The 21,669-nt window shown below is 55.5% G+C and carries 23 protein-coding genes and 1 tRNA gene; 20 read left to right on the plus strand and 4 right to left on the minus strand.

The window, feature by feature from the left end:
• Nucleotides 1–64: 64 nt before the first annotated feature.
• Nucleotides 65–1,582 carry a nicotinate phosphoribosyltransferase gene (locus tag MTP40_RS06685; RefSeq protein ID WP_117476217.1) on the plus strand — a complete coding sequence of 506 codons (1,518 nt, stop codon included), beginning with the start codon at nucleotides 65–67 and terminating at the stop codon, nucleotides 1,580–1,582.
• A gap of 180 nt (nucleotides 1,583–1,762) precedes the next feature.
• Nucleotides 1,763–1,846 (plus strand) — tRNA-Leu (locus MTP40_RS06690).
• Between the two features lie 95 nt (nucleotides 1,847–1,941).
• Here the strand turns inward: MTP40_RS06690 and MTP40_RS06695 are convergent.
• Both MTP40_RS06695 and MTP40_RS06700 read right to left on the minus strand, forming a co-directional pair.
• Nucleotides 1,942–2,796, minus strand: coding sequence for a tRNA 2-thiocytidine biosynthesis TtcA family protein (locus MTP40_RS06695; protein ID WP_098922422.1), 855 nt, complete (start codon nucleotides 2,794–2,796; stop codon nucleotides 1,942–1,944).
• Between the two features lie 18 nt (nucleotides 2,797–2,814).
• Entirely contained in the window at nucleotides 2,815–3,942 is a 1,128-nt protein-coding gene (locus MTP40_RS06700; protein ID WP_249260050.1) for a cysteine desulfurase family protein, read from the minus strand.
• Between the two features lie 306 nt (nucleotides 3,943–4,248).
• Here MTP40_RS06700 and MTP40_RS06705 point away from each other — a divergent pair, with 306 nt between their 5' ends.
• The 6 genes from MTP40_RS06705 (at nucleotide 4,249) to MTP40_RS06730 (ending at nucleotide 8,452) form a co-directional block, all read left to right on the plus strand.
• The gene (locus MTP40_RS06705) at nucleotides 4,249–5,610 is read left to right on the plus strand and encodes a uracil-xanthine permease family protein (RefSeq protein ID WP_098922418.1); all 1,362 of its coding nucleotides are present in this window, start codon (nucleotides 4,249–4,251) and stop codon (nucleotides 5,608–5,610) included.
• A gap of 134 nt (nucleotides 5,611–5,744) precedes the next feature.
• On the plus strand, nucleotides 5,745–6,296 hold the full coding sequence (locus tag MTP40_RS06710) for a ferritin family protein (RefSeq protein ID WP_035394078.1): 552 nt from the start codon (nucleotides 5,745–5,747) through the stop codon (nucleotides 6,294–6,296).
• Between the two features lie 131 nt (nucleotides 6,297–6,427).
• Nucleotides 6,428–7,198, plus strand: coding sequence for a heparan-alpha-glucosaminide N-acetyltransferase (locus tag MTP40_RS06715; RefSeq protein ID WP_249260051.1), 771 nt, complete (start codon nucleotides 6,428–6,430; stop codon nucleotides 7,196–7,198).
• Between the two features lie 161 nt (nucleotides 7,199–7,359).
• Complete coding sequence (locus MTP40_RS06720) at nucleotides 7,360–7,776, plus strand: flavodoxin (protein ID WP_249260052.1); 417 nt, start codon at nucleotides 7,360–7,362, stop codon at nucleotides 7,774–7,776.
• Between the two features lie 100 nt (nucleotides 7,777–7,876).
• Nucleotides 7,877–8,236: a nitrous oxide-stimulated promoter family protein gene (locus MTP40_RS06725; RefSeq protein WP_117504043.1), complete on the plus strand. Its 360-nt coding sequence runs from the start codon at nucleotides 7,877–7,879 to the stop codon at nucleotides 8,234–8,236.
• A 57-nt stretch (nucleotides 8,237–8,293) separates the two neighbouring features.
• Complete coding sequence (locus MTP40_RS06730) at nucleotides 8,294–8,452, plus strand: DUF1540 domain-containing protein (RefSeq protein ID WP_117504045.1); 159 nt, start codon at nucleotides 8,294–8,296, stop codon at nucleotides 8,450–8,452.
• Between the two features lie 71 nt (nucleotides 8,453–8,523).
• Here MTP40_RS06730 and MTP40_RS06735 read toward each other — a convergent pair whose 3' ends face one another.
• Nucleotides 8,524–9,138 (minus strand): HAD family hydrolase, encoded by a 615-nt coding sequence (locus tag MTP40_RS06735; RefSeq protein ID WP_117504047.1) that lies wholly within the window; start codon nucleotides 9,136–9,138, stop codon nucleotides 8,524–8,526.
• Nucleotides 9,139–9,273: 135 nt separating this feature from the next.
• Here MTP40_RS06735 and MTP40_RS06740 point away from each other — a divergent pair, with 135 nt between their 5' ends.
• The 6 genes from MTP40_RS06740 (at nucleotide 9,274) to MTP40_RS06765 (ending at nucleotide 15,002) form a co-directional block, all read left to right on the plus strand.
• The gene (locus tag MTP40_RS06740) at nucleotides 9,274–9,567 is read left to right on the plus strand and encodes a PRC-barrel domain-containing protein (protein WP_207683837.1); all 294 of its coding nucleotides are present in this window, start codon (nucleotides 9,274–9,276) and stop codon (nucleotides 9,565–9,567) included.
• A 134-nt stretch (nucleotides 9,568–9,701) separates the two neighbouring features.
• Entirely contained in the window at nucleotides 9,702–11,654 is a 1,953-nt protein-coding gene (locus MTP40_RS06745; RefSeq protein WP_207683838.1) for an LTA synthase family protein, read from the plus strand.
• 202 nt (nucleotides 11,655–11,856) lie between these two features.
• Nucleotides 11,857–12,576, plus strand: a complete 720-nt coding sequence (gene rpsB, locus MTP40_RS06750) for a 30S ribosomal protein S2 (RefSeq protein ID WP_035394088.1) — start codon at nucleotides 11,857–11,859, stop codon at nucleotides 12,574–12,576.
• Between the two features lie 54 nt (nucleotides 12,577–12,630).
• Nucleotides 12,631–13,554, plus strand: a complete 924-nt coding sequence (gene tsf / locus MTP40_RS06755) for a translation elongation factor Ts (protein WP_005932850.1) — start codon at nucleotides 12,631–12,633, stop codon at nucleotides 13,552–13,554.
• A 190-nt stretch (nucleotides 13,555–13,744) separates the two neighbouring features.
• Complete coding sequence (locus MTP40_RS06760; protein WP_249260053.1) at nucleotides 13,745–14,437, plus strand: alpha/beta hydrolase; 693 nt, start codon at nucleotides 13,745–13,747, stop codon at nucleotides 14,435–14,437.
• 19 nt (nucleotides 14,438–14,456) lie between these two features.
• On the plus strand, nucleotides 14,457–15,002 hold the full coding sequence (locus MTP40_RS06765; protein ID WP_156071929.1) for a GNAT family N-acetyltransferase: 546 nt from the start codon (nucleotides 14,457–14,459) through the stop codon (nucleotides 15,000–15,002).
• A 91-nt stretch (nucleotides 15,003–15,093) separates the two neighbouring features.
• On the opposite strand, the gene MTP40_RS06770 is transcribed toward MTP40_RS06765, so the two are convergent.
• Entirely contained in the window at nucleotides 15,094–16,821 is a 1,728-nt protein-coding gene (locus MTP40_RS06770) for a carbon starvation CstA family protein (protein ID WP_207683840.1), read from the minus strand.
• 328 nt (nucleotides 16,822–17,149) lie between these two features.
• Here MTP40_RS06770 and MTP40_RS06775 point away from each other — a divergent pair, with 328 nt between their 5' ends.
• The 6 genes from MTP40_RS06775 (at nucleotide 17,150) to MTP40_RS06800 (ending at nucleotide 21,667) form a co-directional block, all read left to right on the plus strand.
• The gene (locus MTP40_RS06775) at nucleotides 17,150–17,458 is read left to right on the plus strand and encodes a YerC/YecD family TrpR-related protein (RefSeq protein ID WP_097771978.1); all 309 of its coding nucleotides are present in this window, start codon (nucleotides 17,150–17,152) and stop codon (nucleotides 17,456–17,458) included.
• 60 nt (nucleotides 17,459–17,518) lie between these two features.
• Complete coding sequence (locus MTP40_RS06780; protein WP_035394090.1) at nucleotides 17,519–17,842, plus strand: hypothetical protein; 324 nt, start codon at nucleotides 17,519–17,521, stop codon at nucleotides 17,840–17,842.
• Between the two features lie 172 nt (nucleotides 17,843–18,014).
• Nucleotides 18,015–18,674, plus strand: a complete 660-nt coding sequence (locus MTP40_RS06785) for an HAD hydrolase-like protein (RefSeq protein ID WP_035394092.1) — start codon at nucleotides 18,015–18,017, stop codon at nucleotides 18,672–18,674.
• Between the two features lie 59 nt (nucleotides 18,675–18,733).
• The gene (locus tag MTP40_RS06790; protein WP_249260054.1) at nucleotides 18,734–20,530 is read left to right on the plus strand and encodes an SGNH/GDSL hydrolase family protein; all 1,797 of its coding nucleotides are present in this window, start codon (nucleotides 18,734–18,736) and stop codon (nucleotides 20,528–20,530) included.
• A 48-nt stretch (nucleotides 20,531–20,578) separates the two neighbouring features.
• Nucleotides 20,579–20,800, plus strand: a complete 222-nt coding sequence (locus MTP40_RS06795) for a hypothetical protein (RefSeq protein ID WP_249260055.1) — start codon at nucleotides 20,579–20,581, stop codon at nucleotides 20,798–20,800.
• Between the two features lie 126 nt (nucleotides 20,801–20,926).
• Nucleotides 20,927–21,667 carry a YjjG family noncanonical pyrimidine nucleotidase gene (locus MTP40_RS06800; protein ID WP_249260056.1) on the plus strand — a complete coding sequence of 247 codons (741 nt, stop codon included), beginning with the start codon at nucleotides 20,927–20,929 and terminating at the stop codon, nucleotides 21,665–21,667.
• Nucleotides 21,668–21,669 lie beyond the last annotated feature (2 nt).

The raw sequence follows: 21,669 nt of genomic DNA on the forward strand, positions 1-21,669 counted from the left end.
GCTGCTTTTTCAGCAGCGGCAAGGCTTTTTCGCTGCTGCGAAGTACAAGGAGAGGAAACTTTTCATGGACGAGATCAAAGTTGTTCCGTACATTCCGGACGAAGATTATGATAACCCTGCCATGGTGGTGGATTTCTACGAATTCACGATGGCAAACTGCCTGTTCCTGCACGGCTTTAAGAACACCACCCTTGTGTTCGATATGTTCTTCCGCAAGAACCCGGACAACATGGGCTACTCCATCAGCGCAGGCCAGCGCAAGCTGACCCGGTTCCTGCTGAATTATCACTTCAACGAGCAGGATATCCGCTGGCTGCGCACCAAGGGTATGAGCGAGGAATTCTGCGAGTATCTGCGCACCTATAAGTGGAAGGGTGATATGTACGCTCTGCCCGAGGGCACGGTTTGCTACCCCCATGTGCAGATGGTCCGCATTGAGTGCGACCTGGTGGGTGCGATTCTGATCGAGACCTACCTGCTGCAGACGATGAATTTCCACAGCCTGATCACCACCAAGGCGACCCGTGTGACTGGCCTGAACACCCATACGCCCCGCAGTGTCATGGAGTTTGGCACCCGCCGCGCGCAGGGCGAGAGCGCAGGCAATGATGGCGCGTATGCCGCTGTTCTGGGCGGCTGCATCGGCACTGCCAACTGCCTGGCTGAGATGAAGTATGGCTCTGAGGTCAAGGCAGTTGGAACCGTGGCACACAGCTTCATCGAGTTCTTCCCGACGGAGTTTGATGCCTTCAAGGCCTTTGCGGATACCTATCCGGATTCCGTCAGCCTGCTGCTGGATACCTACAACATCATGGAGAGCGGCCTGCCCAACCTCATCAAGCTGGACGACTACCTGATCGAGAAGTACCCCAATGACCCCAACCGCCGCGTCAAGAGTGCCCGTATCGATTCCGGCGATCTGGCCCGTGGCTCCAAGCGCCTGCGCAAGGCACTGGATGCCGCAGGCAAGCCCTATATCAAGCTGGTGGCCTCCAATGGCCTGGACGAGCGGAAGATCGCCAACATGGAGCTCTATGAGCACGCTCATTTTGATTCCTACGGCGTGGGCGAGAATCTCATTACCTCCGCTTCTGACCCTGTGTTCGGCGGTGTGTATAAACTGGTGGCGGTCAAGCTGCCGGATGGCACCTATCAGCCCAAGATGAAGTGCTCGGATTCTGCCAGCAAGGCCATCATCCCGGGCAAGAAAATGCCCTGGCGGCTCTACGATGAAAATGGTCAGGCCCAGTGCGATCTGATCGCCATGGATGGTGAGGTCATCGAAGCGGGCAAACCGGTAAAGATGGTCAATCTTGACCCGGATGCCATCGAGCGCACCATTACCATCACCCCCACCAAGGTCAAGCGGCTGCTTGTGCCCCATATCCTGAACGGTGAGCTGGCCATCGAACTGCCCGGGATTGCCGAGAAAAAGGCCTATATCGCAAAGCAGCTGACCGAAGAGACTTGGGAGACTGAGCTGCGCATCGAGATGCCGCATAAGCACTATGTCAATATGACCCCCGCTGTGGCCGAGTGCCGCGCCAAGATGTATTCGGAACTGCATGGCGGAAAGGTGTAACTTGACAAAGCAGGGTTTCTATTGTATTATAATAGCCGTTGTGTGAATCCTACATGTTTTGATACATGTTTGCAACTCCGTAACGATGGACTTGTGATAAATGTTTACCTCATCACCTGTTATTCCCGGTTCTCTGTGAATGTCCAGAGCAGCAGGGCTTTGTAAGCCGGGTTTCTATGCGCCACTGTGGTGAAATTGGCAGACACGAGGGACTTAAAATCCCTTTCTGGAGACAGAGTGCGGGTTCAAGCCCCGCCGGTGGCATAAAAAATCCCCTTCAGCGTAAGCTGAGGGGGATTTTTTACTGTTGTATCGCGTACAAAGTGTAATTCTGCGCAGGCAGGAATGCCGGATGCAGCTCAGTGGTTTTCCATAGCATTGAATCGTTCCAGGAAGCTGTGATCCACACCCTCGGATCGATAGCCCGGCATGGTATCAATGGCAACATTGTGGATGCTGCGGAAGATGCTGTTTTCGATATTGGGATTGTCACGCTTCAGGCGGCGAAGCAGAATCTTGATCTCCTGCCGCTTGGAACCACCGCCGCCGTTGTCGCACATGGTGCAGTTCTCGGTAAAGCGGCAGGCGCACTGGATGAATTCCAGATCATTGTAGCGCTTCCAGGCCAGGATATCTTCTTCCCGGATGCAGTACATGGGGCGGATCAGGGTCATGCCGGGGAAGCTGGTGCTGTGGAGCTTGGGCGGCATGGCCTGCATCTGGGAGCCGTAGAACATGCTCATCACGGTCGTCTCAATAACATCGTTGAAGTGGTGGCCCAGCGCGATCTTATTGCATCCCAGCTCCTTGGCCTTGCTGTACAGGTGGCCGCGCCGCATCCGGGCACAGAGGTAGCAGGGGTTCTTTTCGGTGTTGTTGGCAACGGAAAAGATGTTGCTCTCGAAGATGGTCACCGGGATGTGCAGCAGCTCGGCATTGGACTCGATCTTCTGACGGTTGATCTCGTTGTAGCCGGGGTCCATCACCAGAAAGACCAGTTCAAAGGGAACATCGCTGTGCTTCTGCAGCTCCTGCATCAGCTTTGCCATCAGCATGGAGTCTTTGCCGCCCGAGATGCAGACGGCGATCTTGTCGCCCTCCTGTACCAGCTCGTAGCGCTTTACCGCCACGATAAAGGGGGTCCACAGCTCCTTGCGGTATTTCTTGATGATACTGCGTTCGATCATCTGATAAGGTTCAAGCTCACGTTTCATGTTGGTTCCTCTTTTTATTTAATGTAGGGCGGTCAGCTCACGGTAGCAGACATCGAACGTCTGCAAAAAGGCTTTGATCTCGTCCTCGGTGGTCAGATGGCTCAGGCTGATGCGCCAGGAGGACAGTGCGTTGCGGCGGTCGCGGCTGACCGCAAACACCGCACGCGAAGGCAGACCGTCCGAAGAGCAGGCTGACTTGACCGAGACGCAGACCCCTTTGGCATCCAGCTCCCGCTGGAACACGGTGCCCTTGACATTACGGACGCTCAGATTCAGCACATGAGGGATGGCGTGTTCTGGGCTGTTGATGCGCACCAGCGGATATGTGCTGAGGGCGGCGCGGAGCTCTGCATTCAGTTTTGCCACATGGCCAACGTGTCCGGGCAGGTCAGTGACGGCGAGATCAAGCGCACAGGCCAGCGAGGAGGCCAGCGCCACAGTGGGGGTGCCGCTGCGGTAGATGGTGGTACTCTCGCCGCCATGGATGAGAGGCTCCAGCGCCAGATTCCGCCGCTTGATCAGCAGGCCGATGCCGTTCAGTCCGTAGAATTTGTGGGCCGTCAGGCTCATGGTGTCCACGCCCTCAAAAGAAACGGGGATCTTGCCCACAGCCTGGGTCGCATCCACATGCAGGTGACAGTGAGGGTATGCTTTCAGGATGGCGGCGATCTCCTGTACAGGCTGCACCACACCCAGTTCACTGTCCACCAGCGTTACGGCAACGCAGATGGTATCCGGGCGAAGCAGATCCTTCAGGTGCTCAAGATCTACAGTACCGTCCTGTTTCACGTCCAGCAGGTTGATCTCATACCCCTGCTCCTGTAATGCCGTCAGGGTGCCGCTGACCGAAGAATGCTCCAGCGGAGTGGAGATGATGTGCCTGCCCGCATGGCGGGAGAGACGGGCCAGCCCCTTTAAGGCAAAGTTGTTGGCCTCGCTGGCACCGGAGGTATAGATGATCTCTGCTGGCTGAACGCCCAGCAGGGAGGCGATTTTGATGGTGGCGGCATCGATCTCTGCCTTGGCGGCAGAGCCTGCCTGGTGGTGAGAGTTGGCGTTGCCGATGCAGCGGCGCTCCACGGCACAGAACTGCTCCAACACCCGCGCATCCACCGGGGTGTTTGCAGAATAATCCAGATAGATCATAACATTCCTCTTGAAATACAAATCAATTCAATAGGTTATATTATAGTGCGGACAGGGGCATATTTCAAGATGTCCGGCCAAAAAGCTGAGGGAAACTGCGGCAAACGGATTGCATCCGGGCAGGGTTTCTGGTATACTTTATAAAGTCAGACAGGGAAGGGGAGAGCAAAATGTTTCGTTCGACTTTGCGGAGCGCGTGTTTTGCCTTCCGGTCCCGTTTTTTGAATCTGCTCCAGAAGATTGAGGCACTGCCGTTGCTGCGGCAATGCCTCTTTTTTTGGGCAGCGATGAAAGGAGAACTTCTCTATGAGTGAAAAGATCGATTACTCCAAGGGCATTTACGATGCCCGGCAGCTCGGCACCGGACGGATGCTGATCCTGGGCTTGCAGCACATGTTTGCCATGTTCGGCGCAACTGTGCTGGTGCCCCTGCTCACCGGCCTGAGCGTTTCCACCACTCTGCTCTGTGCCGGTCTGGGCACCCTGCTGTTCCACCTTGTCACCAAGGGCAAGGTCCCGGCCTTCCTTGGTTCCTCGTTTGCATACCTGGGCGGTTTTTCCATTGTAGCCCCCATGCTGGCTGACGCAGACGGCAACCTGACAGTTGTCAATACCAAAATGCTGCCCTACGCCTGCGCGGGCGTGGCACTGTCCGGCATTCTGTACCTGCTGGTCAGCCTGCTCATCTCCACCTTTGGCATCCGCCGCATTATGAAATTCTTCCCGCCGGTGGTCACAGGCCCCATCATCATCTCTATTGGTTTGATCCTGGCCCCCTCTGCCATCACCAACTGCGAGTCCAACTGGCTGCTGGCTTTTGTGGCCCTGGGCACCGTTATTGTCTGCAACATCTGGGGCAAGGGTATGGTCAAGATCCTGCCCATCCTGATCGGTGTGCTGGTCTCCTATGCTGTGGCTCTGGTCACTGGTGCAGTCAACTTTGAGGCCATTGCTGCTGCCGACTGGTTCGGCATCCCCCTGCACAAGAGTGCCATGGGCCTGTTTGCCATCGACGGCAGCCCTGAGTTCATCAGCGCAATGTTCACCATCATCCCCATTGCGCTGGCAACCATGATGGAGCATGTGGGCGATATCGCTGCCATCAGCGCTACGGTCGGCCACAACTATATCAATGATCCCGGCCTGAACCGCACCCTGATGGGCGACGGCCTTGCCACTGCCATGGCCGGTCTGCTGGGCGGCCCCGCCAATACTACCTACGGTGAGAACACCGGTGTTCTGGCCCTGAGCCGCATCTACGATCCGCTCGTCATCCGCATTGCCGCTGTGATGGCTGTGATCCTGAGCTTCAGCCCCAAGTTTGAGGCCGTCATCAACACCATCCCCACCGGCATCATTGGCGGCATCAGCTTTGTGCTGTATGGCATGATCTCCGCGATTGGTGTCCGCAATGTGGTCGAGAACCGTGTGGACTTTACCAACAGCCGCAACCTGATCGTTGCCGCTGTCATCCTGGTCTGCGCACTGGGCTTCAACTCTGTGGGCGGTCTGACGTTCGCTGTGGGCGGTGTCTCCATCAACCTGTCCGGCCTGGCCATTGCCGCTATCGTGGGCATCCTGCTCAACGCCATCCTCCCCGGCAATGATTACGAGTTTGATGCTGCCAACGGTTCCGATGCTCCGAGCAGCGGCAACCTGCAGGTCTAAAAAATAAATAGGAATAATTCTTAAAATTAGTCTTGACTAATCTAGGAATCATTGCTATAATAGGCTCAGAAGCAAGGCCCCCTGTACCAGAGGGGAGGCCAAGATCATAATGAAAAACAATGGAGGATATTCTTATGAAAAAGTATGTTTGCACCGTCTGTGGTTATATCGCTGAAGGCTCTATCCCTGAGCAGTGCCCTGTCTGCAAGGCTCCTGCATCCGCATTTGTCGAAAAGACCGGCAACACCTATGTGACCGAGCATGTGGTCGGCATCGGCAAGGCTGAGGGTGTGCCTCAGGAGATCGTTGACGGTCTGCGTGCAAACTTTGAGGGTGAGTGCAGCGAGGTCGGCATGTACCTGGCCATGGCCCGTGTGGCAGAGCGCGAGGGCTACCCCGAGATCGCTGAGGCTTACAAGCGCTATGCCTACGAAGAGGCTGACCACGCATCCCGTTTCGCCGAGCTGCTGGGTGAGGTCGTGACCGACAGCACCAAGAAGAACCTGATGATGCGTGCTGAGGCTGAGTGCGGCGCATGCTCCGGCAAGATGGACCTGGCCAAGAAGGCAAAGGCCCTGAACCTGGATGCGATCCACGATACCGTCCATGAGATGGCGAAGGACGAGGCTCGTCATGGCCGCGGCTTCGAGGGCCTGCTGAAGCGTTACTTCAACGTGGAGCTGTAATTCCTGCATTTTTCTGAACCTGTTATCATAAAGCTGCCGTGCGGTTCCAAAGCTGCACGGCAGTTTTTTTGCTTGACGGGATCCATGGCAGGGCGTACAATGAAAAAAACATTCCGAAAAGGGGAAGTCTTATGAAATCAACTTCCACACGCTTTGCGCTGCTGGACGAGCTGCGCGGGCTGGACCTGATCAGCATGATGCTTTACCATGGCATGTGGGACCTGGTCTATCTGTTTGGTGTGCGTGCACCGTGGTATGGCAGCTGGCAGGGAGAACTGTGGCAGCAATCCATCTGCTGGGTGTTCATCTTGCTGTCCGGCTTCTGTCTGCCGCTGGGCCGCCACCCGGTCAAACGAGGCGCGGTGGTGTTTGGGTGCGGCGCACTTGTCACGGCGGTCACGCTGATCTTCATGCCAGCGGATGCTGTCTGGTTCGGCGTGTTGACCCTGCTGGGCTCGGCTATGATCATCACAGGACTGCTGAAAAAGTGGCTGGAAAAGGTGCCCCCGGTGGTCGGCCTTGCAGGGAGCATGTTTCTGTTTTACTTCACCCGCTATGCAGCCGATGGCTATTTGCAGCTGGGCCATTGGCTCATCACACTGCCGGGCTTTCTCTACGCCAACTACTTCACGGCCTATCTGGGGTTTTATCCCTTTGGCTTCTTCTCTACGGATTACTTTCCGCTGACCCCGTGGCTCTTCCTGTTCTGGGCTGGTTTTTACCTGCATCATCTGGCAGAGCGAACAGCGCAGAGTCTCCGTCCGTTGCGTCGTTCGGTTTGCCCGCCGCTGGGGTGGCTGGGGCGGAACTCGCTGATGCTATATCTGCTCCACCAGCCGGTGATCTACGGCGTGCTGACGGTGGTGTTCCTGTTGCTGCGCCGGGGTGAAGGAGCGCTCTGAAAAATTCTGCAAAAGGTTCTTGACAAGGAGCCCGCCCTGTGGTATTCTTTTGATGGTTAGAAAAGCCTAACCAAATTGCTCTGTCTTATGTCAGGCAGAGCAATTTCTTGAAGATAAAAGTTAGAATATACTAACTGAAATTGAAAGAGAGGTTCTTCATTATGAGCAAAGTAGCAGTTGTATTCTGGAGTGCAACCGGCAACACGGAGACCATGGCAAACTACGTGGCAGAGGGCGCAAACGGCACCATCGTTCCCTGTGGCGAAATGAACGCCGCAAAGCTGGCAGAGTTTGATGCAGTTGCATTTGGCTGCCCCGCAATGGGCGCAGAGCAGCTGGAAGAGAGCGAGTTTGAGCCGATGTTCTCCGATCTGGAGGGCTCCCTGAACGGCAAGAAGATCGCTCTGTTCGGCTCTTATGGCTGGGGCGACGGCCAGTGGATGCGCGACTGGGTCGAGCGTGCACAGGGTGATGGTGCACAGGTGCTCAACGGTGAGGGTCTGATCTGCAACGAGGCACCGGATGAGGATGTTCAGGCTGCCTGCCGCAAGCTGGGTGCAGATCTGGCTGCATGGTAAAGCGGAAACTTGACAAAAGAAGTTTGTTCTGATAGACTAACCGGCAGAGTGTAAGAATTCCGGCTCTCTGCCGGTTTTTTGTTTTGTCAGGAGGAAAAGAATGTCAAAGACCACCCCGAAAGACCTTGCCAAAAAGAGAAACGATGAAAAACTGCTGGTCAGTGAGATGATCGCACTTTACTGCCGCAAACAGCATCATAGCCCGAAGGGAAAACTCTGCCCGGAGTGCCAGCAGCTCCATGATTATGCACTGGCCCGGATCGAGCATTGCCCCTTTATGGAGACGAAAACTTTTTGCTCTGCCTGCAAAGTTCACTGCTACAAACCGGAAATGCGGGAGCGGATCCGTACTGTCATGCGCTGGGCCGGGCCACGGATGCTGCCGGTGCATCCCATCCTTTCCATCCGGCATGTGGTCGTCACCTTGAAATCGAAGCGGGAAGCCCGGGCAGAAAAATAAGCACCCATGTATAATCGCCTGAAGCCGGGGCAACCTAGAGCCAAGGAGGCGATAGAAATGGAAAACACAGGTGTGACCTGCGATGTCTGCGAGTGCCGCCACAATGTGCAGAGCTGCAAGTGTGATCTGCCCCAGATCAAGGTGACAGAGCACTGCTCCTGCACCACCCAGCAGGTGGAGACCCCGCACTACTGCCAGAATTACGAAAAGAAATAATCTGTAATGGCAGAAAACTCCCCGCCCAGCGCCCAAGACAGGGCATTGAGCGGGGAGTTTTTGTGTGCTGTTCAGTGGATGACCACACTGCAGGTAGCAAGGCTGCGCACCAGTGTGCCGACGCTGTCCTTCATCTGGATGCCGGCAAAGCCCAGGCGGAAAGCGGTCTGCACATTCTCCAGCCGGTCGTCAATGAAAACACTTTCCCCGGCCTTGAGCTGGTATTTGTCCAGCAGGGCCTTATAGATGCGCGGGTCAGGCTTGTTGATGTGCACCTCGCAGGAGGCCACGCCGCCGTCGAACAGGCCCTTGAGGTCGCGCTCGGTCAGAAAATCCAGCACATCCTCGGGGATATTGCTCAGGTAGTAGACACAGTAGCCACGGCTCTTGAGTTTCCGCACCAGCTCCTGCATCCGGCGGCGGGGGCGGAGGATATGCATCCAATCGTCCAGCACGCCCTGCACCTCAAACGCGCGGCCATATTCCTTTGCGCGGGCCAGCATCCGCAGGTTGGCCTCGGAGCGGGTGATAAGCCCTGCATCCAGCAGCTTCCACTCCTCGCTTTCAAAAGTCAGCTGGGAGACCTGTTCCTCTACCTCGGCATTGCAGAAGCGGTCTACCAGGTAGGTCTTGGGGTCGAAATCCACCATGACACCGCCCAGATCAAAGATGATATTTTTATACATCGCTGTTTCCTCAATTCTGTATGGATGTTTCTGCCAGAAAGATTCTGTCCACAGTATAGCACAACTGCCCGCTCTGCATCAAGCACTGCGCTGCCGCATAGGATGAAACAGGCAAACTGCGGGGAGGGGAGCACGATGACATTCCGGGAGCTGTGCACAAAGGAGATCGTTCAGCTGAGCAACGGGGCCTGCCTTGGCCGCGCCGATGATCTGGAGCTCGATCCGGCAACGGCGCAGGTCAAAAGCCTGCTGCTGCTCGGGCAGCCTCATCTGTTTGGACTGCTGGGCCGGGACGAGACTCTGGTCATCCCCTGGACGGACATCGAAACACTGGGAGTGGACGCGATCCTGGTCCGCACGGAGCTGCCGGAGCCGGAAGCCAAAAAGCAGGGTTTCTGGCAAAAAATGCGGCACTGGCTGGACGGCTGAAATTTTTCGTGAATTTTTCCTGCATCAGGGTTTGATTTTACAAAAAATCGGATTATAATAGAGAACCGTGAGCGGCAGAGCCTTGCCGCTCCGGCTTGAAATCTGATTTCCGGAAGTGAAAGGAACTTCTCTCTATGAACGCAAAAAAACATACGCCGCTTTCCCTGCATGGGCTGCGGCTGCTCTTCCCGCCGCTGGCAACGCTGGGCATCCTGTTCCTGACGGAGTGGATCGCCCGCGGCAGCCTGACAGGGGAGACCTTTACCCAATACATTTTCCCCCATGCCGAAGCCTATCTGCTGGCGTGGGCCATGCTGTTTCTCAGCTGGCTGGCAGTGGACTGGCTGACCCGGTTTGCACCGTTGGCGACCCTGCTGGCGGCGGTGCTGGGCTGTGCCCCGGCGGCAGTCAATTTCTACACACTGCAGCTGCGCGGCGAGCCCTTCCTGCCCTGGGATCTGATGCAGGTGTCAGAGGCTGCGGGCGTGGCAGCTGCGGCCGGTATCCACATCCAGACCAGCATGGTGGTATCCATTGTTATTATCGTGCTGCTGGTCGTAGTGTCTTTCTTCCTTTATAGAGGGCGGCAGAAGCTGAACTGGAAGCCCCGGGTGGCAGGCTTTCTTGCCAGTGCGGCAGCTACCTGCGGCCTGCTCTTTGGCGTGTTCCTGCAGCCTGCCGTGACACAGGCCATTGGCATTGTGCCGGATGCCTGGATGCAGGATCGCTACTACCGCTATTATGGTGTCATCACCAGCTTTCTGACCAATCTGACCAATCTGGAGATCTCCAAGCCGGAGGGGTATTCAGAGGAGGCTGTCAACGAGATCCTGGATGATACTGAAGCTGCACAGAAATATTCCACTGCTCCGCTCTACCCGGGATCTTACGGTGCCACCACCTCTGCGGACGAGACTGTGAAAAAGCCCACCATCATCTACGTGATGGACGAGTCCTACTGGGATGTGTCGGAGCTGGAGCAGTACGGTTTCCAGTTTGATACCGATGTCTCTGCCAACCTCCACGCCCTGCAGCAGACCAGTGCTTCTGGCCGGGCGTACAGCCCCAGTTTCGGCGGCGGAACCTGCGATGTGGAGTTTGAAGCGCTGACAGGCTATTCGGCTTCCTTTCTGCCCAATGGCAGCAAGCCCTACCAGCAGCATGTGACCAAGCCCATGTTCTCGCTGCCCAATTACCTCAAGCTGACGCAGGGATATCAGACGGCGGCAGTTCATTGCTTCTGGGCCAGGTATTGGAGCCGGGACACGGCATACCCCAACCTGGGCTTTGACACCTTCCTGAGCCTGGAACAGATGACCCACGTCAACAAGGTGCGCAGGCACTACTGGACCAGCGGTCTGGTCACGGATGACTCCATGGCGGACCAGATCATCCAGCAGTATGAAAAGATGAAGACATCCTCGGATGCACCGGTTTTTCTGCACGCAGTCACGATGCAGAACCATACCAATTATAATAAAGACAACTACCCGGACGATGTGCGGGTGAAGGTGACAGAGCACCCGGCGGGCCTCAAGGCCAGCACCATCGGCGCACTGGAAGATTTTGCGACTGGCATCCGGGATGCCGATGCCATGCTGGGCAAGCTGACCCAATACTTCTCGCAAGTGGACGAGCCGGTGATCCTGGTGTTCTGGGGCGACCATTACAACCCCATTGATTCCAATTATGATGTCTTTACCAGCAGCGGCTATGCCAGCGATTCCAGTGCGGACCCGCGCCTGCACCAGACCACCCTGTTGATGTGGTCGAACTACACCGACAAGCCCGTGGATCTGGGCACCATTGCCGCTTACGATATCTCGCCGGTGATGATGAACCTCTACGGTCTGGAGCAGCCGCTTTATTTCCAGCTGCTGAACCGCCAGCTGCAGGTGGCCGACCGCGCCAATACCCGGGGTACGGTGATGAATCTGGACGGTACCACCACCCAGACCCCGAGCTCCCTGCAGGAAAGCTGGAGCCAGAAGCACTGGCTGCTGCAATATGACCTGATGTTCGGCAAGGGCTATGCCCTCAGCCGGATGGGCATGGAGAGCCTGAACAGCACTCAGACGGGCGAATAAACGAAAAATACGCGATTTTCTTGTAAAAAACAGAGAAAACCCCTTGCATCACACGCCTGTTTGTGCTATTATTATTCAGCATTACACACGCATCACTATGCCCTTTTGTGCTCTTTCGGGAGTGGAGGGCAGTCCAAGGCCATCCGATATGGCCGCGGATCACGGTGTGCGGAGGCAAAACAATATTGGAGGTATTTTTACTATGGCAGTCGTTTCTATGAAGCAGCTTCTCGAGGCAGGTGTGCACTTCGGTCACCAGACCCGCCGCTGGAACCCCAAGATGAAGAAGTATATCTTCACCGAGCGCAACGGCATCTATATCATCGATCTGCAGAAGACCGTGAAGAAGCTGGACGAGGCTTACAACTACGTGAAGGAAGTTGCAGCTGAGGGCGGCGACATCCTGTTCGTCGGCACCAAGAAGCAGGCTCAGGAGTCCATCCGTGACGAGGCTCTGCGCTGCGGCATGCACTATGTCAACGCTCGCTGGCTGGGCGGTATGCTGACCAACTTCCGTACCATCCGTAAACGCATCGACCGTATGGATCAGCTGGCTAAGATGAAGGAGAACGGCACCTTCGAGCTGCTGCCCAAGAAGGAAGTTGCTAAGCTCGAGCTGGAGATGGAGAAGCTGGACAAGTACCTGGGCGGTGTCAAGAACATGAAGACCCTGCCGAAGGCTATGTTCATCGTTGATCCTCACAAGGAGCGCATCGCTGTTGCTGAGGCTCGCAAGCTGAACATCCCCATCGTGGCTATCGTTGATACCAACTGCAACCCCGACGAGATCGATTACGTCATCCCCGGCAACGACGACGCTATCCGCGCTGTCAAGCTGATCGCTGGCGCTATGGCTGACGCTGTTCTGGAAGGCAAGCAGGGCAACCAGGAGGCTCCCGCTGAGGAAGCTGCCAACGCCTGATTTCTGGCTGTACAGAACAAACCCGTGAAATAACGTGTAAGGGAGACTACAAAAATGGCTATTTCTGCAAAGGACGTTATGGAACTGCGCAAGCAGACCGACTGCGGCATGATGGAGTGCAAGAAGGCTCTGACTGAGGCTGACGGCAACTTCGAGAAGGCTATTGAGATCCTGCGCGAGCGTGGTCTGGCTACTGCTGCCAAGAAGGCAAGCCGCGTTGCTGCCGAGGGTATGGTCTACGCTGACTACTGCCCCAAGTGCAAGGTCGGTGTTGTCATCGAAGTCAACGCTGAGACTGACTTCGTTGCCAAGAACGACAAGTTCGTTGATTTCGTCAAGGAAGCAACCAAGGTCGTCATGCTGCAGAACCCTGCTGATGTTGAGGCTCTGATGGCTTGCAAGACCGAGGCTGGCGAGACCGTTGACGAGGCTCTGAAAAACCTGATCCTGGTCATCAAGGAGAACATCAAGATCCGTCGTTTTGTCCGTTACGAGGGCGTTTGCTCTGCTTACGTCCACGGTGGCGGCACCCACGGCATCCTGGTCAACTTCGAGACCACCAACGACATCGACAGCAAGGACGAGTTCACTGCTTACGGCAAGGACATCGCCATGCAGGTCGCAGCTGCTAACCCCAGCTACGTCGATGAGGCTTCTGTCCCCGCTGAGGTCGTTGCCAAGGAGAAGGAGATCATGCTGGCTCAGATGGCTGGCGATCCCAAGAACGCCAACAAGCCTGATGCTGTGAAGCAGAAGATGATCGAGGGCAAGATCAAGAAGTTCTTCAAGGAGAACTGCCTGGTCGATCAGGAGTTCGTCAAGGACGGCGATCTGTCTGTTGCTCAGTACACCGCTAAGGTCGCTAAGGATCTGGGCGGCGAGATCAAGATCGTCAAGTTCACCCGTTTCGTGAAGGGCGAGGGCCTGGAGAAGCGTGCTGATGACTTCGCTGCTGAAGTTGCAAGCATGGTGAAGTAATTCAGTCTGACTGAATGAATTTAAGAGCTGTGGTACCTGTAACAGGGTGTCACAGCTCTTTTTGTTTGTGTTTGAACGGGAAGTGTGTTATCATAGGAACAATTACAATGAAGAGAAAGCTGGAAGTGAAGAATCTCGACCAGCCGCTGTACCGAAAAAAGGAAGGCGGCATCTGACAGGAGATGTTACGATGAAAACACAGAAACTTGAGATCAGCGGTATTCCTGCTTTGCTGTACGGGAAAGAAAGCCGGAAAGTATATCTCTATGTCCATGGCAAAATGGGATGCAAAGAAGAAGCCTTGCCTTTTGCAGAGCTTGCCTGCCCAGCAGAGTATCAGGTCCTTGCTGTTGATTTGCCCGAACATGGAGAGCGCAAGGGAGGCTCCGAAAAGCTGCTGCCGTGGGTGGCGGTTCCAGAGTTGGAAGCGGTCTATTCCTATGCCGCAGAGCGTTGGAAGAATGTCTCTTTGCGGGCTACAAGTATTGGAGCCTGGTTTTCCATGTTGGCCTTACAGGCAAAGCCTTTACGGAGTGCTCTTTTGCTCTCACCAGTGGTAGATATGGAAGATCTTATCACCAATATGATGCAGTGGGCAAATGTGAGTGAGGCCCAGTTGAAAGAAGCAGGGGAGATTTCCACGGATTTCGATGAGACGCTGTCGTGGCAGTATCTCTGCTGGGTGAGGGAGCATCCCTACCGCTGGAAAGTGCCCACGCAGGTGCTCTATGGCGCAAGGGATAACCTGACTTCCAGGGCAGTGCTTGAGCAGTTCAAACAACGGACAGGTGCGCATCTGACCATCATGGAAGAAGGAGAACACTGGTTCCATACCGAGCTGCAATTGGCTGTTCTGCAGGAATGGGAGCGAGCACATATCTGAAAGAAGAGGAGAGAGAAACATGAAGATCGAACCCAGAACGTTCACACTGCCCAACGGGGAAGTGCTGACGGTGCGCAGCTTATGCGCCGATGATGCGGAGGCATTGAGTGCATTCCGCAATGCAATCTACAGCGAAACACATTTTATGGCCCGATACCCGGAGGAAGGAGCGAGTCTGGAAGCGATGCGGAACTGGCTCGCAGGCTACGGGGAAAGCCCTGTGAACTTTGAGGTGGGCGCTTTTGCCGGAGAAAAGCTGGTGGGGGAGTTTGGTGTTGCACAAGTGCGGCCGCATATCAAATATCGCCATCGTGCCGTAATGGGCATCTCCGTACGGAAAGATTACTGGGGCTGCGGTCTGGGCAGTTATCTGATGCAGCTGGCCATTGACCAGACCCGCGCCAACGGCTTCGAACAGCTGGAACTGGGGGTGTACAGCGATAACGCCCGTGCCATCCATCTCTATGAGAAGTTTGGGTTTGAGCGCTATGGCATCCAGCCCCGGGCCTTTAAACTGAAAGACGGCACCTACCGGGATGAGATCATCATGGTGAAGATGCTGTGACCTGAAAAGGATAAAATAAAATCTCCCACTGACGGGGTTCGATGTCGTCAGTGGGAGATTTTTATCGTTTTACGGTCAAACCGTGAAAACCTCAGATTTTGGCCTCGCTGTTGTGCTCAGCCTTTTTGTAAGCAGAGAAGGAGTGGAACACAATGTTCAGACCCAGAACGATCAGCAGAACAGCCAGGATCAGCTGCAGGCCATTGGCAATGAACACGGCACCCCAAGTGGTCTCGCCCGCAGGAATGCTGACAGAAGCGGCGGTGCTGATGGCCTTGACCATGGCAATCAGGCGCTGCACCAGAGCGGTGAAGGTGACGCACAGCATGATGATCAGCGGGGGGAACAGCATCTTGTTGCTGCGGCCGGTGACCTTCAGGAAGACGCACAGAGTGGCCAAAACCAGAGCGCTCAGCAGCTGGTTGGCGGAACCGAACAGAGGCCAGATGTTTGCGTAGCCGATCTTGGTCAGCAGGAAGCCGAAGGCCAGAGTGAGGAAGGTGGAGAAGTAGACGTTGCAGAACAGCTTGCGCCAGCCCTCAGCGTGCTCCATGTCGTCCACACTGAACAGCTCCTGGAAGCTCATGCGGCCGATACGGGCCACAGCGTCCAGACTGGTCAGGGCCAGAGCGGAAACACACATCGTCATAAAGACCGTTGCTGCATAAGCGGGAACGCCGAACATCTCAAAGAAACCGGCAACACCGCGGCTGAAGATCTGGAACGGGGTGCCTGCAGCGGGGGTACCGTCCGCAGCAGCGGCAGCACCGGCAACGCACAGGGCCAGAACAGCCAGCAGGCTCTCCAGAATCATTGCGCCATAGCCAACCTTCAGCATATCCTTCTCGTTCTCAACGGTCTTGGAGGAAGTACCGGAGGAAACCAGGCTGTGGAAGCCGGAAACAGCACCACAGGCAACGGTGACGAACAGGATGGGGAACATGGTACCCAGCTTCTCATTGGTGAAGCCGGTGTAAACGGGCAGATTCATGGTGGGGTGTGCAACGACCAGACCAACCACAGCGCCTGCGATCATGGCAACAAACATGAAGGTGGTCATGTGGTCCCGGGGCTGCTTCAGCAGCCACATGGGAAGCACGGCGGCAAAGAAGATATAAACGAAGGTGATATAGCTCCATGCGGCCTTGCCCAGGATGATGGGCAGATTTGCGCCAATGACAAAGGACAGCACGATGAAAACAATGCTGATGACGCTCTCCTTCCAACCGGAGAAGTTGAACTTCTTCTGGATCAGGCCAAAGACCACGGCGAAGACCATGAACATGATGGAGACCATGCCGGCAGCGCCGTTGGTCTGAGCAGCGTCCACCAGAGCGCCGTCCGCGCCATAAGCATTGAAGGTGCCGGCGACCATGTCAGCAAACGCTGCAATAACGATGCCGCAGAACAGCCAGCAGAACAGCAGGAACAGCTTGCGGCCTGTCTTGCCGATATACTTTTCGATCAGCATACCCATGGACTTGCCGTCATTCTTTACAGAAGCATACAGAGCGCCGAAGTCGGTAACAGCACCAAAGAAGATGCCGCCCAGCAGGACCCACAGCAGAACAGGCAGCCAGCCAAAGGCAGCAGCCTGAATGGCACCGGTAACAGGGCCGGCACCTGCAATGGAGCTGAACTGATGTGCAAAAACGGTCCAGCCGTTGGTGGGAACGTAATCCCGGCCGTCCTCATGGACGACCGCAGGGGTCTTGGCGGTGGGTTCGATGCCCCACTTGTTTGCCAGCCAGCGTCCGTAGAGGGTGTAAGCACCAAACAGACACACGGCTGCGATCAAAACGATGACCAGCGTGTTCATTTCTTTTACCTCTTTCCTTTGCTTTTCATGCGGCAAAGAGGTCACGCTGTGGCTCCTTTGCCTGAAAATTGTGTATACTTTATCCCCATTTTCATAATTTGTCAATATTTTTCGGAGCAGTTCAGAGGATGTGCTAATTCGACAGAAAATCAGGCAAAAAATTTTAGGTGATTTTATTTCACTTGTGAAGAGAAGAAAACTGTGGACACGCTGAATTGAAAACGATTCACGCAAAAGACTTGACTTTCACACTTTCGTGTGCTAAAGTGATAACATGATATGATTCTTTCTGTCAGAAGTTCCGGCGTTTGCCGCAGAGGAGACCGCAATGACTGAGAAAAATTCCAGAAAAAACGAGACCGTAGATGCGTTGTTCGATGCCATCCTGAGCCTTGAGAGCCGGGAGGAGTGCTATGCTTTTTTTGAGGATCTGTGCACAGTAAAGGAGATCTCCGATATGGCACAACGGCTGGAAGCGGCAAAGTTGCTGCTTGGCGGCCGCACCTATGACCAGATCGTGAAAGAGGTAGAGATCAGCACGGCGACCATCAGCCGTATCAATCGCTGTATCCAATACGGAACCGGCGGTTACCAGAGCGTAATTGAAAAGATCTCTGCACAGGAGAAAAAGCAGTAACGGCTGCACGGCAGGGGACATAAGATGGGGTACACCTTATATAGAAAGGATGAGTCCCCTATGGCAACGATCAATTGTCCCACCACGCTGGAATGTCCGGCCCTGCCCCGTGTTACCCTGAGTCAGGCTGTGATCGATCTGATGGAAAGTATCGCACTGCAGGAAAGTGCTCTGAGCCACATCCTCTGCGCCGAGAGCCAGAAGATGAAAACCGCACTCGCCATGAACGAGATCGACCTGTGCAAGCTGCTGGAAGTGAACGATTCTGCCACCAACATGGTGCACGCCGTGGCAAATCTGGAGCTGGTGCTGAAGGAAAAGCTGGAGTTTATCTCCAATAATCTCTATTATCCCTCCGCTGATAACGGCGCTGCAGCCCAATAAGCCTGCATGACCCCCTGCCTGTCCGCATTCTGGCGGGCAGGCATTTTGCGTTTTAAGGCCAGATTGTGACCGATTTGTATAAAAAGTGCAAAAACGATTTGTTGGAATTGCTGAAAGCGCAATTCTGTGCTATACTATACCGTGTATATGTGTGAAAGAGAGGGAAACGAACTTGCAGCACTATGACGTGATCTTATTTGACGTGGACGGAACCCTGATCGATTCCGCCCCCGGCATCCTGAATACACTGGAAGAAGTTTTTACCAAGATGGGCGTGGATGTCACCCATGTGAACCTGCGGCGCTATCTGGGGCCGCCGCTCCGCAAGAGTTTTGGAGAGCATTTTTCTGACCCTGCAAAAATCGAGGAGGCCACCGAGCTCTATCGGGAGAGTTACCGCGAAAAGGGCAGCCATGAGGGTACGGCCTACCCCGGTGCGGCAGAGATGCTGCGCCGCCTGAAGGAGGCAGGATTTGTGCTCTGCACCGCAACCTCCAAGCCGACTGTGGTCGTGACCCCCATTCTGGAAGAACAGGGACTGGCCCCTTACTTTGATTTCATCGGCGGCGCGTCCATGGATGAGAGCCGGGATACCAAAACGGAAGTGGTGCGCTATGTTCTCACCCAGCCCTGTGTACAGGGCAAGCGGGTGCTGATGGTGGGCGACCGCAACGATGATATGCGCGGTGCTGCTGATTGCGGGCTGGATGCCGCCGGTGCCCTGTATGGCTACGGCAGCAGGGAAGAACTGGAGCCCTTTGGCCCGGTGCTGCTGGCGGAAAGTTGTGAAGAACTGACGGACAAGCTTCTGGCCTGCCGTGCAAACGGTTGAACGATAGGATAAGTGGTGAATATAACATGAATCATAAGAATCAATCGGACAAACAGTCTATGACATCGCTGCAGCGGCAGGCCGTTCTGGTCTGTGTGGTCTGCGCACTGGCGGCTTTGCTGACCGTAGGCATCACCCTGACCCTGCTCAAACGGGGAAAGCCAGAAACGCCCGGCACACCCGCAGACTCCGTGCCGACGGACACCACCGGGGACGGTGAAAGCACAGATCTTGCCAATCACTATCAGATCGATAACACCTCCAGCGCTCTGCTGACTGAAACAGCGGATGCGGGCACGGAATATCTGGACAGCACCCTGTTTCTGGGAGACTCCAACACCGTGCGTCTGTATAACAACGGTCTGATCTCCTTGCAGCAGTTCTGCGCCAAGGAGGGCATTGGCACCCAGGTGGCCCTGAACGAAGGAATCGTCACCTTTAAGAATGACACCACCCACTACACCATCGCACAGGCGGTGGCAAAAATGAAGCCCCGCCGTGTCGTGATGACCTTTGGCACCAACGACACCGGCATGGAGGTGGCTGATTTTATCAGTAACTATACCGCGCTGGTGCAGGCCATTCAGGAGGCTTACCCCTACACCGATATCATCGTGAACACGGTGCCTCCTATCCCGGAGAATCACTCCAATTACCCCCATATGGATCAAGCCAAGATCGATGATTTTAATATGGCACTGCTCAACATGTGTGAACAGCTGGGGGTCAGATTTCTGAATACGGCTGAGGTCCTCAAGGGAGAAAATGGCTACGGCCAGCCGGATTACTACACGGATGGTGATATCCACCTCAAAAGCGCCGGTCTCAAGGCTGCGCTGAACTATCTGCGCACCCATGCTTACCAGACCGAGGATCGCCGCCCGGACACCAATAATATCCCCACCCGTACGTTGGAATATGTATCCAACCCCAGCTCGGCGGTGCAGGCCCCCAGCTCGGAAGAACCCGCTTCTTCCAGCGAGAGTGAAAGCGTCAGCAGCTCTGAGACTGCCAGCGTTAAGTTTGAGGCCCGTTATCAGGTGGAAAAGAGCGGCGGCGGCACCCTGAGCTGTGGGAACGAGAGCGGCAAGACCAGCCTGACATACGGTATCACAGATGCATCCCAGTCGCTGACTGTCACGGCCACCCCTGCGGAGGGCCATGTGTTCGTCAAGTGGAGCGACGGCGTGACCAGCAAGACCCGTACCGATACCGGCTTCAAGCAGAATCTGGACGTAACAGCCGTGTTTGCCGCTGCTTCCGTTCACATCTCGGAAGGCAAGGCTTCCGCCGGCTCCTATGTCTTTAAGGCTGCGCTGGAGGGTAAATATGCCAAGAGAGAAAACCTGCATTGGTTCGCCAACGGTCAGGAAGTGAAGGAGGCCGCAGGCCAGACAACGGTCACCGTGTCCGCTTCGGCCATCACCAGCGGCAGCTATAAGATCTATGCGGTGGTCGTGTACAACGACTGCGCCGTGGTCAGTAATGCGCTGACCATCACGGTCAGCCCGGAGCCCGCTTCCAGCTCAAGCTCCGGCAGCTCTTCTACTTCTTCCGGCAGCACATCCGCGTCCTCTTCGGAGAGCAGCAAGTCTGAGAGCTCGAGCAGCAGTTCTTCCCACAGCACGGCGGAAAGTGAGAGCAAGAGCGAATCCAAGAGCGAGAGCACCTCTTCTTCTCACAGCAGCTCGGAGAGCAAGGCAGAGAGCACATCGTCCTCCAGCAGTGCTGCCTCTGAGAGCAAAACGGAATCCAAGGAGCAGACCAACAGTGAATCGGTCTCCGTTTCGGTTGAAAATGATATTGAGCCTGCAGAGGAACCTTCCGCTTCCACCGAAGCAGAAGCCAGCCGGTAAACCTTTTTCTGTCTGCCCGCATAGGCTGGGCAGAAGGGAGGGAGCCGGATGTTCTGTGAAGAGATCAAGATCCCCGGGCTGCCCGGTGAGGGAACTGTGACCGATGGCAGTGTGGATTGGTATGAGATGGACTGGGAGAATGTGGACAACGGCATGACCGAGGAGCAGATGCCCAGAAACGTTGACAAACCCTGCGCCGCACAAGATCCGTGCACAGACAATTCCCCGGTGCAGACCGATGATGAAACCTATGAGATAGTTCAGGAATAACCGGAAGCCAGCTCTGCCGGGGCGGGGCTGGCTTCTCGCTGTTCTTTTGATCTGGGAAAAATTCCCCGGTGATCGGGGACAAGCGTCCCGGAAAATGACACAAGCATGAAAGAGGGGTAATGAACCATGGCAAAATACTACTGTGTTCTGTTTGATGCTGATAATACGCTGCTGGATTTTGATGCAGCGGAAAACAAGGCGCTGGCTGGCACCCTGCGGGAGTACGGCATTGAGCCGGATGCCGAGACGGTGCAGACCTACCGCACCATCAACGAGGAGCTCTGGCGGCAGCTGGAAAAGGGTCAGATCCGCCGAGACAAGCTGATGGGGGAGCGGTTCACCCGCTTTCTGAAGGCAGTGAATGCCGCAGGCAACGGTGTGGAGATGAACAAATTCTATCTGGATCAGCTCTCTACCCACCCTGACCTGACATCTCCCAACGTGCTGGACGTGCTCCGGGAGCTTTCCGAAGTGGCAACACTGGCTGTGGTGACCAATGGCTTTGACCGGGTGCAGAGCCGCCGTGTGCGGGAATCCGGCATACTGGATTTTGTGGAGGATGTGTTCGTTTCTGAAAAAATGGACAGTGAAAAGCCCAACCGCAAGATTTTTGATGCCGCGCTCCGTGCGCTGGGCGTGGAGAACCGTGAGCATGTGCTGATGGTGGGCGACAGCCTGAGCAGTGATGTGCAGGGCGGTGTGAACGCCGGGCTGGATACCTGCTGGTATAACCCCAACCACGCCGAGAATCCCGGCAAGGTCGTTCCTACCTATGAGATCAGCAGCCTGGAAGAGCTTTACCCGCTGGTGATGGAGCCGGAGGAACTGGCCAATGTGGGCCTGAAGAATCGCCGCCACCAGCTGTAATG

This window comes from Faecalibacterium sp. IP-3-29, assembly GCF_023347335.1.
GTDB lineage: Bacteria > Bacillota > Clostridia > Oscillospirales > Ruminococcaceae > Faecalibacterium > Faecalibacterium duncaniae.